General features: G+C 36.8%; 13 protein-coding genes. 6 read left to right on the forward strand and 7 right to left on the reverse strand.

The genetic code is table 11. The annotated features are described in order from the left end of the window. The coding region (locus I6F65_RS20050; RefSeq protein WP_197111189.1) for a transposase family protein at positions 1–137 on the reverse strand (137 nt) is incomplete at its 3' end. A gap of 1,102 nt (positions 138–1,239) precedes the next feature. On the opposite strand from I6F65_RS20050, the gene rmuC reads away from it, so the two are divergent. Further along, positions 1,240–2,706, forward strand: a complete 1,467-nt coding sequence (gene rmuC, locus I6F65_RS20055; RefSeq protein ID WP_024612154.1) for a DNA recombination protein RmuC — start codon at positions 1,240–1,242, stop codon at positions 2,704–2,706. 50 nt (positions 2,707–2,756) lie between these two features. Beyond that, complete coding sequence (locus I6F65_RS20060; RefSeq protein WP_166113713.1) at positions 2,757–2,948, forward strand: DUF3185 family protein; 192 nt, start codon at positions 2,757–2,759, stop codon at positions 2,946–2,948. Positions 2,949–2,954: 6 nt separating this feature from the next. On the opposite strand, the gene I6F65_RS20065 is transcribed toward I6F65_RS20060, so the two are convergent. Beyond that, entirely contained in the window at positions 2,955–3,335 is a 381-nt protein-coding gene (locus tag I6F65_RS20065; protein ID WP_166113710.1) for a hypothetical protein, read from the reverse strand. Positions 3,336–3,396: 61 nt separating this feature from the next. Continuing rightward, the gene (locus I6F65_RS20070; RefSeq protein ID WP_024612157.1) at positions 3,397–3,801 is read right to left on the reverse strand and encodes a MerR family transcriptional regulator; all 405 of its coding nucleotides are present in this window, start codon (positions 3,799–3,801) and stop codon (positions 3,397–3,399) included. A gap of 100 nt (positions 3,802–3,901) precedes the next feature. Here I6F65_RS20070 and I6F65_RS20075 point away from each other — a divergent pair, with 100 nt between their 5' ends. The 3 genes from I6F65_RS20075 (at position 3,902) to I6F65_RS20085 (ending at position 6,493) form a co-directional block, all read left to right on the forward strand. After that, the gene (locus I6F65_RS20075) at positions 3,902–5,140 is read left to right on the forward strand and encodes an NADH:flavin oxidoreductase/NADH oxidase family protein (RefSeq protein WP_166113707.1); all 1,239 of its coding nucleotides are present in this window, start codon (positions 3,902–3,904) and stop codon (positions 5,138–5,140) included. 336 nt (positions 5,141–5,476) lie between these two features. Continuing rightward, on the forward strand, positions 5,477–5,788 hold the full coding sequence (locus tag I6F65_RS20080) for an EthD family reductase (RefSeq protein WP_024612159.1): 312 nt from the start codon (positions 5,477–5,479) through the stop codon (positions 5,786–5,788). Positions 5,789–5,815: 27 nt separating this feature from the next. Beyond that, on the forward strand, positions 5,816–6,493 hold the full coding sequence (locus tag I6F65_RS20085; RefSeq protein WP_197114596.1) for a haloacid dehalogenase type II: 678 nt from the start codon (positions 5,816–5,818) through the stop codon (positions 6,491–6,493). A 97-nt stretch (positions 6,494–6,590) separates the two neighbouring features. Here the strand turns inward: I6F65_RS20085 and I6F65_RS20090 are convergent, their stop codons facing one another. Continuing rightward, positions 6,591–7,466, reverse strand: coding sequence for a LysR family transcriptional regulator (locus I6F65_RS20090; RefSeq protein WP_024612160.1), 876 nt, complete (start codon positions 7,464–7,466; stop codon positions 6,591–6,593). A gap of 126 nt (positions 7,467–7,592) precedes the next feature. Here I6F65_RS20090 and I6F65_RS20095 point away from each other — a divergent pair, with 126 nt between their 5' ends. Beyond that, positions 7,593–8,093 (forward strand): lactoylglutathione lyase family protein, encoded by a 501-nt coding sequence (locus I6F65_RS20095; protein WP_024612161.1) that lies wholly within the window; start codon positions 7,593–7,595, stop codon positions 8,091–8,093. Positions 8,094–8,187: 94 nt separating this feature from the next. Here I6F65_RS20095 and I6F65_RS20100 read toward each other — a convergent pair whose 3' ends face one another. The 3 genes from I6F65_RS20100 to I6F65_RS21875 form a co-directional block, all read right to left on the reverse strand. Next, on the reverse strand, positions 8,188–10,488 hold the full coding sequence (locus tag I6F65_RS20100; protein ID WP_197114597.1) for a DUF1566 domain-containing protein: 2,301 nt from the start codon (positions 10,486–10,488) through the stop codon (positions 8,188–8,190). Between the two features lie 175 nt (positions 10,489–10,663). Then, positions 10,664–10,990, reverse strand: coding sequence for a hypothetical protein (locus I6F65_RS20105; RefSeq protein ID WP_024612163.1), 327 nt, complete (start codon positions 10,988–10,990; stop codon positions 10,664–10,666). Positions 10,991–11,427: 437 nt separating this feature from the next. After that, positions 11,428–11,583, reverse strand: coding sequence for a phage integrase N-terminal SAM-like domain-containing protein (locus I6F65_RS21875; protein WP_331461428.1), 156 nt, complete (start codon positions 11,581–11,583; stop codon positions 11,428–11,430). Between the last annotated feature and the right edge of the window lie 380 nt (positions 11,584–11,963).

Below are 11,963 nucleotides of genomic sequence, written 5' to 3' on the forward strand. Positions count from 1 at the left end.
TCTTCCCAGCCTTGGCATCCAGACACAACAGCGCTGACGGCTAAGAATATGATATCAAATAGTTTATGAACCACTTTACCTTGTTGGCGAGGATCATCGATTGATTCGAAATATTTAAATAGCTGAATATCAAGCATGAGAATGCTCCTTGAAAAAAGGAGTATAAGATCATACTTTTAAGTCAAGGTAAAGTTCGTGATCTTGCCCTGAGAGACCGTCTACTATTATGCTTGTTGATTAATTGCAGTTAATTCAAGCATCATGTTGATTTCCCCATTTAGTTACTAATTTTAGTAATGATTGAGCCAGTTTATTTTAAACTGGCTTTTTTTATGCCTAAAATTTAGCACTAAAATATTATTTAAATAGTTTCGAATTTATTATGAACTTAATCAGAAAGAGACCGTCTACTATTATGCTTGTTGATTAATTGCAGTTAACTCAAGCATCATGTTGATTTCCCCATTTAGTTACTAATTTTAGTAATGATTAAGCCAGTTTAAAATAAACTGGCTTTTTTTATGCCTAAAATTTAGTACTAAAATATTATTTAAATAGTTTCGAATTTATTATGAACTTAATCAGAAAGAGACCGTCTACTATTATGCTTGTTGATTAATTGCAGTTAACTCAAGCTTCATGTTGATTTCCCCCATTTTGTTACTAATTTTAGTAATGATTGAGCCAGTTTATTTTAAACTGGCTTTTTTTATGTCTAAAATTTACCGCTAAAATATTATTTGAATAATTTCGAATTTATTATGAACTTAATTGAAAAGAGACCGTCTACTATTATGCTTGTGATTAATTGCAGTTAATTCAAGTTTCATATTGATTTCCCCCCAATTTGATTACTATTTTTAGTAATAATTAAGCCAGTTTATTTTAAACTGGCTTTTTTTATGCACAAAATTTATATCCATATCAAACACAATCCAAGTAAATTTACTTTATTTAACGTTATAAAATTATTTTGAATTAATTATCTCGTTTGCCGGTCTACTGTAGTGCCTGTTGTATACAACTTCGCATAATAATTTAATTTATTTTGTGAACGGGTATTTAAGTTGCAGCTTACTCAGGCACATGTTGATTTTCCCTTTGATTACTTAATTTAGTAATATTTAACCAGCTTATTTTGAGCTGGTTTTTTTATGCCTGTAATTTCTGTGCTCCCCTACTTCTATTGGTTGTTATTGGTTATGATGTCATGTCTCTAAATTTTATAAGTTTATTTTTATGTTCACTCAAATACTCACTAATATAGATTGGTTAAGCGCAGGCTCTGGTATTGCTCTAGGCGTTGTATTTTATGGTGTTGTATCATCGCAGCTTCGCAAAAAATTAAATCAACAAATAAGCGATCAACAACAGCAGCTTTCACTATTAAAAAATCAGTTCGATAATAAACAATCGCAATACACCACGTTGCTTGAAGATCACGAATTACTTGAACATACCCATCAAGAGCAGCGCGATGAAGCGCAGCATTTTAAAACGCGCGTTAGTGAACAAGAAAAACAAAGTATTCAATACAATCAATTTTGGCGTAAGGCTGAAAGTGAACTTACTGCCCTGCGTGAGCAATACAATCAACGCGATGTTGAACTAAATAATATGCGCACCATGCTTGAGCAAAAACAGCAAAACTTTACTGAGCAACTTGCACAAATTGAGCAAAGTAAAAATATGCTCAAAAAAGAATTCGAAAACTTAGCCAACAAAATTTTAGAAGAAAAATCGCAAAGCTTTAAAACGTTAAATCAAGAAAGCATTGAGCAATTATTAAAACCAGTTCAAGGCGAGCTAAAAGGCTTTAGAGAAAAAATGGAGTCGATACACGTTGAAGATATAAAACAACGTACGGCACTTAAAACAGAGTTACTGCATTTGCAGGCTAAAAGCCAAGCTATTACCGATCAGGCCGATAAGCTCAGTAATGCGCTACAAGGGCAAAAGAAAACCCAAGGCAATTGGGGAGAGCTAATGCTCGAAAACGTGTTAGATAGCGCAGGCTTACGTGCTGGCGTTGATTACAAACGCGAAGTGTCGTTTAACACCGAAGAGGGTCGTCTGCGCCCTGATGTAGTTGTGTACTTACCACAAGGTCGCCATTTAGTTATTGACGCTAAAACATCGCTAAACGCTTATACTCGCTACGTAAATGCGGAAAACGAGTTAGATGCTAACCAAGCAATCAAAGAGCATGTAAACGCTGTTACAGCTCGTATAAATGAGCTAGCAAGCAAATCGTACGACCGCTTACCTGGTCTTAACTCGCCAGAGGTTGTGGTTATGTTTGTACCAATAGAGTCGGCTTTTGTTGAGGCGCTTAAATATCAAAGTGATATTTATCAACAAGCAATTGAAAAAAATATACTCGTTGCTACTCCAACTACGCTGCTTACTAGTTTAAATATTGTTAAACAACTTTGGCGATTTGAAGAGCAAACCAAATACTCAAAAGAGTTGGCAAACCGTGCCGAGCGTTTTTATAACAAACTTAATGGCTTTTTATTAAGTATGGAAGGCGTAGGTAAGCAGCTTGATAAAGCAAAAGAAAGTTACGACAAAGCGTTTTCACAGTTATATCGTGGTAAAGGGAACTTGATTAAACAAGCGTCTGAGTTTAAAGAGTTAGGTGTATCGGTACAAAAAGAGTTACCCAGCGAAAGTGTTGAGCGTGCTCAATTAGAATTAGATTAATCCTGATTTATTTTTATTTCGTTTATACAAATTAAACCTTAAGGGTATTTATGAATAATAAGATTATAGGAATTGTTTTAATCGTTATAGGTATTGCACTCATAGTGTGGGGCTATGATGTTTATAGCGCAGCAACGTCGCAATTAAGCCGTGCGTTTAGTGGTGACACGCCAATAGAAGCATGGGCTGGTATTATTGGCGGCGCTATATGTGTACTAGTTGGTATTAAAAAGTTTAAGTGATCAACATTACATGCACATGGTTATTTTATTTGAACTCATTTTTTGACGCTCTTCTGAAATAGGAGAGCTGTTATAACAGTTGTATTGAACAATTATTTCGTTAGTTTCAATCTTAAAGTGCTTATTTAAATCAAGCGATGCTAAATAAGTTTGCCCTGCTTCAAGTTTTAGGTAATCGTCAGGGAATTTAGGTGCGCGCAGCCTTAAATGTTTTAATCTTGATATTTTTTTTCCCGCCAGATCATAAATATCGAGACATGCGACAGTGTACCTTTCATTTTTAAATATACGCATATGATCTATAAAACATACTTTGTTATATTTATTCGTAAAACTTATCAATAATTCATTTGTTTTAGCATCTTGATCAAGTATTACTTCAATCATTTTATTACCTCTATGTATTTATAAATCATTAGGTTTAATTTGCTCTATAATTTTATGATGATCAAGAATCTGATTGAGCTAATAATTGATGTAAAGTAGTGCTTGGCAGGCATTGTCCTTTTGACCAATGGCTATTAAGTAATGTAATTAAAGAGCTTAGGCGTTCTGATTTACGTTTAACTTGCACAATGAGCTCATCGGCTTCTTTTTGTTTTTGCTCTAAGCGTTTAATTATTACGGTGTGGTCTAACTCGTCGTTTTCGTTACGTAACATAGGAATTTCGTCTAGAGAAAACCCTAAGCTTTGTGAGAACTTAATTAGCTGAAGCTTTTCTAGGTTTTGTTGTGAGTATTGTCTATAGCCGTTTGCACTGCGAGTGCTCGGTTTTAATAAGCCCTTGCTTTCGTAAAAGCGAATTGTACTGGTGGGGGTGTTGGTAAGTTTAGCAAGTTCGCCTATTTTCATAACTAATAATTACTCCACTTTACATAAACTTAGTGTATTGACCTTAAAGCTAACTTTAAGGTTATAGTTACTTTAATGTCAATTTAATTAGCTAATAATTATGCATAACCCTGTGTTTACCTCGTTTACCCTACCTAGTGGTTTAGTATTGAAAAATCGTATTGCCAAAGCCGCCATGGAAGAAAACCTAGCACAAGAGGATCAAACGCCTTCTCAAACACTTAAAAATATTTATAGTGCGTGGGCTAAAGGTGGTACCGGACTTATTATTACGGGTAATGTAATGGTTGATCATTTAGCAATGACTGGTCCTGGTGGTCTTGTGCTTGAGAAAAATACTGATATTACTGCATTTGAAGAGCTTGCTCGCTTATCAAAACAAAACAACTGCAAAGTGGTTATGCAAATTAATCACCCTGGTAGGCAGGTATTTAAAAAAATGGGCGGAAAGGTTCTTTCAGCCTCAAGTGTTGCACTTAATATGGGTAAGCATTCGCACTTGTTTGGCGTACCAAAAGCAATGACGCAGAGCGAGATTGATGATGTTATTACCCGCTTTACACAAACAGCACAACAAGCCGAAAAAGCCGGTTTTAATGGAATACAAATACATGCTGCACATGGTTATTTACTAGCTCAGTTTTTATCGCCTCTTACCAATCTGCGTAACGATCAGTGGGGAGGAAGCTTGCAAAACAGAGCGCGTTTATTGCTGGAAATTACTCGTAATATAAAAGCACTTTGTTCGCCTACTTTTTCGGTATCGGTAAAGTTAAACTCTGCAGATTTTCAACGAGGCGGGTTCGAACCAAGTGATGCGCAAGTTGTAGTCGATTTACTTAATGAGCTCAATGTTGATTTTGTAGAGCTTTCAGGTGGCAGCTATGAAGCGCCGGCAATGCAAGGGAAAACCGGCGATGAGCGCACACTAGCCCGCGAGGCATATTTTTTAGAGTTTGCAAAAGTAATTAGCCAGCGTTCTTCAATACCCATAATGACAACTGGCGGCATCAGTCGTTTATCTATTGCAAATAATGTAATTGAAAGTGGAGTTGCTTTAGTCGGAGTCGCTACTGCGCTTGCATATCAGCCCAATTTACCAAATAAATGGCAAAATGAGCCATTGCAATTAGCCGTGTTACCCAATGTTACTTGGCGAGATAAAACCCTTGCTGGGCTTGCTATAATGGCATTGGTTAAAAGGCAAATACGCCGTGTTGGAGAAGGTAAATCGGTAAAAACAAACGCATCCCCTTTATTTACGTTAATAACGGATCAGCTCAGATCGTTAAAGCTAACTAAACGTTACCGCAAGCGTTTTTTGGCTGAGTTAAACTAAATGTGCATTCGGTTATAAAGTTCAAGAAACGATTGTCTAAATTTAATGTAAACCCCCATTACAGCTTATCTTTAGTTTTGCGGTTGAAATACTAATCGCTCGTTCCCATTATATTTTGTAGGTGCTAAGTTTTTAGGCACCTATCTCTATAGTTTTCACATTATTCGAATTTAATTCTTGTAGATTAATGATTCTAATTTTAGACAATTTTAATTGAGAGCTTGATAATTCTTGAGCGATCGTTCAAAGTGATGCGTAGTTATCTTGGTAACTTTTTTATTTACTATTACCTAAGCCTTAACGTGTAAGTATTCTTATTTATACTGGAGAGTCTCAATGATTAAAGTTTCAGTACTTTACCCAAACGCAGCCGATGCTCAATTCGATTTTGACTACTACTGCAATGCACATATTCCGCTTATTGCCGATTTACTAGGTGATGCATTAATTAGTGGCTCCGCAGATGCTGGGCTTGCTGGCGGTACACCAAATGAAGCACCAACTTATATTGCAATGGGGCATCTTGTTTTTGAATCGGTAGAAGTATTTCAAAATTCATTTGCACCGCACGCAGATAAAATTTTGGCAGACCTAGTTAACTTTACAAATACCCAGCCACAAATCCAAATTAGCGAAATTAAGCTATAAATTTAATTTAAAATAACAAGGGCAAACATGGCAACTACACTTGCATTTGACGTATACGGTACGCTAATTAACACCCATGGCGTACTGTCCTTACTCGACGACATGATTGGCGACAACGCCCAAGCATTTTCAAACACATGGCGCGAAAAGCAATTAGAATACTCATTTAGACGTGGGTTAATGCAAAATTATATTCCTTTCTCGCTATGTACCAAACACGCACTCGACTACGCCTGCTTAGCGCACAAAACCGAGCTGAGTGACGAGCAAAAAGCACAGCTGCTAGAGCTTTATAAAACACTTCCTGCGTTCGACGATGTAAAAGCCGGTCTTGAACAATTAAAAGCGAAAGATTACCGTTTGTTTGCATTTTCAAATGGGGCTGCCGATGCGGTTCATACCTTATTAAAAACGGCAGGTATTGATGAGCTTTTTGAAGGGGTAGTAAGTGCCGACGATGTTAAAACTTTTAAGCCAAACCCAGGGGTTTATAGTCACTTTTTACGGGAAACAAATTCAACAGGTGCAAACACATGGCTTGTATCAAGTAACCCGTTTGATGTAACCGGTGCTATATCGCATGGCATGCGCGCCGCTTGGATTCAGCGCTCAAAAGAATCTATTTTCGATCCGTGGGAAATACAACCAAACACAATCGCAACCGACTTACTCGATTTAAAAGCAAAATTAGAAAGCGTTAACTAATTTTATATCCCCTTTTGCCTATGGTGTAACGTGCCATAGGTGTAAAGGGGGTTTACGCTTTAACTACTTACACCGCGTTTTGTTTATAAACGTACACCTAATTACTAATTCCCGCCTTAATTAACTCAATCACAGTATTCATGCGTTTTGCCAGCGGTCGATTTCGATGATGGCACACATAAATAGATTCACTAACTGGATTTACTAAATGATGCGTTTTAATAAGCTCAGGCTTATTAAATGCTCCTACAGCATGAGCAGGTAATACCGTAAAGCCCAACCCTAAACTTACAGGCTCTAGTATTAAACTAATTTGGTTAGAAAACCCCGCCCGTTTTATTTGGTCAATATGTTCAAACTCACTGTAGTTTTCGCTAAGTAATAATTGCGCGTGGTGTTTTGCGTCGGGATGACCTATAAATCCTAAGTTACATAATGTTTGCCACGTTGGCGTTTTAATTGTTGCAGGTGTTACAAGTAATAGCGCCTCTTTACCTATTTTGTGGCTTGTTACTTCGCCAAGCACAGGCGGATGAGTTAAAAAGCCAATGTCGGCGCTATGATTTGCTATTGCTTGTTCCACACTTTCATTAGGCGCAAAACGGTAATCAATAGTCAGCCCTTCATGCTCAGATTGCAGTGTTAGCAACTGGCTATAAAATTTTAAACCACAACTGCCCGGTGATTGAATTTTTATAGATCCCCTATAGGGTGAATCATCTTTTAACTGTTGCTCTAAAAACTGCCAATTTTTAAGAAGTTGACTGCCCTGCTGATATAAATTTTGGCCCTGTGGCGTAAGCGAAAACTGCTTACCGTGGCGCTCAAGTAAGGCGCAGTTAACTTGCTGCTCTAGCTTTTTAATATGCTGACTCACGCCTGATTGCGTCATGTAAAGGCGCTGGGCAGTTTGGGTAAAATGATTTACCTCAACCAAAGTGCAAAATGTGTTTAACCATGTAGGATTTATCATTACAAAGCATACTCAAAATGATGATTAATGATAATTTTACTTAATACTTCCCTGTTCGTAAACTAACTCCATCAACTAGTCATAAGATTAGTCACAAGCTAAGTCACAAGTTAAAGAGGAAGTATTATGAGTCATACATATCCACGTAGTTTTTCGCACATAGGTATTTCGGTTCCCGACGTTGAAAAAGCCGTTGAGTTTTACACTAAGGTTATGGGATGGTACACAATAATGGAACCTACCTTAATTACCGAAGACAAAAGCCCAATTGGCGAAATGTGCACAGAAGTATTTGGCGAAAAATGGGAAAAATTTAAAATAGCGCACCTATCTACAGGCGATCGTATTGGTGTAGAAATCTTTGAATTTAAAAACCAAGAAAACCCAAAAAACAACTTTGAATACTGGAAAACAGGCATCTTTCACTTTTGTGTTCAAGACCCAGATGTAGAAGGCTTAGCGGAGCGTATAGTAGAAGCCGGCGGTAAAAAACGTATGGAAGCACCACGTTATTACTACCCAGGAGAAAAACCATACCGCATGATCTACATGGAAGACCCGTTTGGTAATATTTTAGAGATTTATAGCCACAGCTACGAGCTTATTTACAGCGCTGGCGCTTACTAAGTTTAGGTGAGTTAAATATTAAGTCTAAAAGGTCGCAGTATATTTACTGCGACCTTTTTCGATTAGCTTCACTTTTATATTTAATAAAATAACTTTAACGATCTTTTTTTGGAGGACCTGTTGGCGCTTCATTTGCGCTTATGTATCCATCTTGGTTTTTGTCGAGGTGTTTAAAGCGTTGATCCGAAGCCTTAAATTCTGAACGTTCTACTTTTCCATCATTATTTTTATCAAATCGTTTAATAAAATTACTGTTTTTATTCGCTGGTGTTGCTTGAGATTTTTGAGAGTTGTTTGTTTGGGTTAAGCTAATATCAGCGTATTCACTTTTACTCTCTAACAAGGTTCCTGTTGCTGCATCAACTACGCCGCCTCTTACCATACGAACATAATTATTCACTCGAATTAAATCGCCTTGCGGACCTCTCGATGTAGGTTCTCCTACTTTAGGATCGCTGCGTTGAGAGCCCGCGCCGTGCACATCAAGTGTTATGCCGCGCATTTCACCCAGAGCTTTACCAAAAGCAATATATACCGCGCCCTCTTCTGGCACCGGACCATCAAGGTGAGTTGTAGAGCTCCAATAGTATGAGTAATCTTTTTCACCGGCTTCATTTATAATTGATGATGTTTCAAAAATAGGATTTATTGCAGCAGAATCAGATGTAGCTGGCGAGCGAGTATAATCAACAATACTTTGCAGCTCTTTGGCATTGGGTAAGCGCCAATCGTTATAACCGCCTAAAGTTGACTGCTCAGCATATTGCAGTGCTTGTTGCCAATTTAGACCCTTGTTACTGTCGGCTTTTTGCCACGTTAATCCTGTAGCGGTATCTAAAATAGTGCCGTTACTCTTATCAACAAAATCGTTTTTTCCGTAATCAGTGTTTCCTCTAACAAACCTAAAGTACATTTTGTTAGGCTCTTGAGTGCGCGGATTATATTTTGGGTAGCCTTTAATGCGGCCATCAACAAAATTTACGCCAAAAACAGTGTCATCGCTTTTCATGGTCTTAGCAACGTATTCGGTGCTTGACCACGTTTGCGCGTCTATTTCTCGCTCCCCTGCACTTGTGTTACCAATAGGCTGATTAAAGTAATTGGTGTCTATAAAAGGATAAAGCGCTTTATCTCCTTTCACGCTGCCAGAAAATTCAATTAAAGAATAAAGCTCTTTAATAGTCGGTATTCGCCAGTCGCTGAAGCCACCTAATTTTACACTATTAACTTTTTTTAGTGCTTCTTCAAAAGACAGTTTACTACCCATCTCTTGTTGCCAGGTTAATCCCGTTACATTATCGGTAACTGCGCCGTTATGATTATCAGTGTACGAAGGCGGATTAATAATGTAATTCGCATCTTGACCAAAAAAAGCATCGTCGCTTTGCGGTAATTCAATAACGTCATTGTTGCTATAAGCAACTCTTTGGTTAGTATCAACAATGGTATAGTTGTTTGCTACTTTAGGAGAAGTAGTTTGAGGCGTATTTTTTAGCTCCATTAAATCTTCACCAAAAATTACATTGCCGCTGTAATTTTTTTGAATTTCTTTCATGCTTGCTACGGTATCAACAACCGTTGAATTAAAATGGGTGTATACCAAATTTTTAACGTTCGCTTTATTAGCCATAGAGCTTGAGTCAGCTAGGTTTAGATGCGCATTTCCTTTGGGCTTTTTATTTTCTCGACTTTGAGACGACTTATTGCCGCTTTTATTTTTACGGCGTCCGTCTTTCATTATCATGCCGCCCGAATCAATGATCATATAATCGGCATTTTTAGCAAATGTAGGTAGTTTGTCAGAATAAGTAAGGTCACCAGTAATAACGATAGACTGCCCTTTATAATCAAATCGGTAGGCAATAGTATAAATTGTATGGGGTACTTTGAGTGTAGTCACAACAATATCGTCTATTTTAAACGACTCACCACCCTTTAAATCTTTTACTTCAAACGCATTTTTACGCTCATCAAGTGTGCGGTTTGTTTTGCTTAAACGATATGAAATGTCTTCGTTGTATAGCTCTAAATTTAACTCTGTGAGCTTAACGGTATTAGGCGGACCCATAATAGTGAAGTTATCCTGACCTAAAAGAGAGCCAATAAACATAGGAACAAATTCTTCGTTATGATCAAGATGATGATGGGTTAAAAATAGTGCTGATATATTTTTAGCATTAAAGCCTAATTTATTTAAGTTGGCTTGCGTGCCGTTTCCCATATCAACCAAAATATGTGTGTCACCTAGCGAAATTAACGTGCTTGCACTCGCTCGGTTCTCATTATAAATGGGTGAACCTGACCCAATAATAGTAGCCGTTAATTGCTCTGCAGCATTGGCTACAGTCAATAACTCGCAACCTAATATTATTAGCGCAACGATAAGTTTTTTCATAGTAAACATGACCTTTTATCGAGATATAATGACCTTGTATATTGCGCACTATACAAATCTATTTGAGTATATTCATAGAATTTACAATACTTTACCCATGTTATGAGGAGCTATCGAAACACTTAATTAGAGTGCTTAATAAACAATGTCGCAAAGGTTAGGATGGATTTTAGGGTTATTTACCTTGATAAATATAAGCTAAATAAACAGTGGCTGTAAGATAGCCTAAAGATAAGCAACTATTTAAACCCCAAACGCAGTACCAAAACTTACCTGAGAAATAACTACTGGTACGCAATTTTTTATTTATTAATGCTAATGAAGATGGGATTTGTAATAAGGCGGAAAATCCAAGCAGCGGTGCAAAAAAAAACATTAAAACTAAGCCTGATGCACTCGTAGCTGGTCCGCTACTTTGTGATGTTATTGGCGCTAACGTCCAATATAACAAAGTAAATGCGGCAAGTGAGCAGATTAAACCTAAAAGTTGAATTGAACGCATATTATCCTGTGCATATTAAGAGATCTGCTTGCTTAAATTTATACCTTTTTTAACAAATTACTTAAGCGATTACTATCACTAAGTTATTTAAAATTTTAGAACAGTGACAGGTTTATTTTTTATGCGTGCAATAGGGGTTTAGTAGTAATAGAGACTTACTTTAATGGGTGGTGTGCGAGTGACGGCATAAAAATAGATGAACGCTTAACCAAAAAGTAAATTTAGTGGCATCGTTTTATTTGTTAAATTAAAGTGGCTGTCTAATTTGATTTTTAATCACATACCACGACCATAAAAAAACCACAGGGTAAATAATATTTTGTAATACAGTGTTTAAATAGTGCTGAAATTTCTGTTTGTGTAAGAACAATAGGTAATTTTCTCGATCGTTCATTTTTTACAAAATCGAATGATAATGAGAGGGGTTTCTTGATGATTTATTTATATAGAAAACTTAGCGCATTCAATGCGTTGGCTTGTGTACCTTGCGCTATATTTTGCGAGTTCACTAAATGGTTTAAATATAACTCCGCTTTAGTATCTCCCATAGAACTAGGGTGTTGCATATTATTAAAGCGGATATAGGCAGCTATTTAAAATAGATAAGCTTCAATAGTGCTTTTTGTACAGCGCTTGTTATACATATAATATTTAATCATGGTTAGAAACAGAGATTTCATAAATGATATTCAACCTCAAATACGCACTGTGTATAGACAGTTTTTGTGTTTTGTCCAATAACATTATTAAAAGTCGTTTTGGTGTATTTTAACAACGATCATTTTATAACATACGTAATTACTTGTTTACATTGGCGTTATTTAGTGGAATTATTGAGCTATGTAATATACGCCGTTTTGGGGTGTTATAAACCCCCAAAGTGGTGTTCAATAAAGTGTTGAACAAAGCCGCTACGCGGAGCTAGCAACCTCTAGCATAATTGCCACACTTGTCATTGGGACTTCCCCCTATT

It is taken from the genome of Pseudoalteromonas sp. SWXJZ94C, from assembly GCF_015864385.1.
GTDB lineage: Bacteria > Pseudomonadota > Gammaproteobacteria > Enterobacterales > Alteromonadaceae > Pseudoalteromonas.

Bases quoted from the DNA above. Each gene is read 5' to 3' on its own strand.
- rmuC (WP_024612154.1), top strand. From the start codon at position 1,240: ATGTTCACTCAAATACTCACTAATATAGATTGGTTAAGCGCAGGCTCT.
- I6F65_RS20060 (WP_166113713.1), top strand. From the start codon at position 2,757: ATGAATAATAAGATTATAGGAATTGTTTTAATCGTTATAGGTATTGCA.
- I6F65_RS20065 (WP_166113710.1), bottom strand. From the start codon at position 3,335: ATGATTGAAGTAATACTTGATCAAGATGCTAAAACAAATGAATTATTG.
- I6F65_RS20070 (WP_024612157.1), bottom strand. From the start codon at position 3,801: ATGAAAATAGGCGAACTTGCTAAACTTACCAACACCCCCACCAGTACA.
- I6F65_RS20075 (WP_166113707.1), top strand. From the start codon at position 3,902: ATGCATAACCCTGTGTTTACCTCGTTTACCCTACCTAGTGGTTTAGTA.
- I6F65_RS20080 (WP_024612159.1), top strand. From the start codon at position 5,477: ATGATTAAAGTTTCAGTACTTTACCCAAACGCAGCCGATGCTCAATTC.
- I6F65_RS20085 (WP_197114596.1), top strand. From the start codon at position 5,816: ATGGCAACTACACTTGCATTTGACGTATACGGTACGCTAATTAACACC.
- I6F65_RS20090 (WP_024612160.1), bottom strand. From the start codon at position 7,466: ATGATAAATCCTACATGGTTAAACACATTTTGCACTTTGGTTGAGGTA.
- I6F65_RS20095 (WP_024612161.1), top strand. From the start codon at position 7,593: ATGAGTCATACATATCCACGTAGTTTTTCGCACATAGGTATTTCGGTT.
- I6F65_RS20100 (WP_197114597.1), bottom strand. From the start codon at position 10,488: ATGAAAAAACTTATCGTTGCGCTAATAATATTAGGTTGCGAGTTATTG.
- I6F65_RS20105 (WP_024612163.1), bottom strand. From the start codon at position 10,990: ATGCGTTCAATTCAACTTTTAGGTTTAATCTGCTCACTTGCCGCATTT.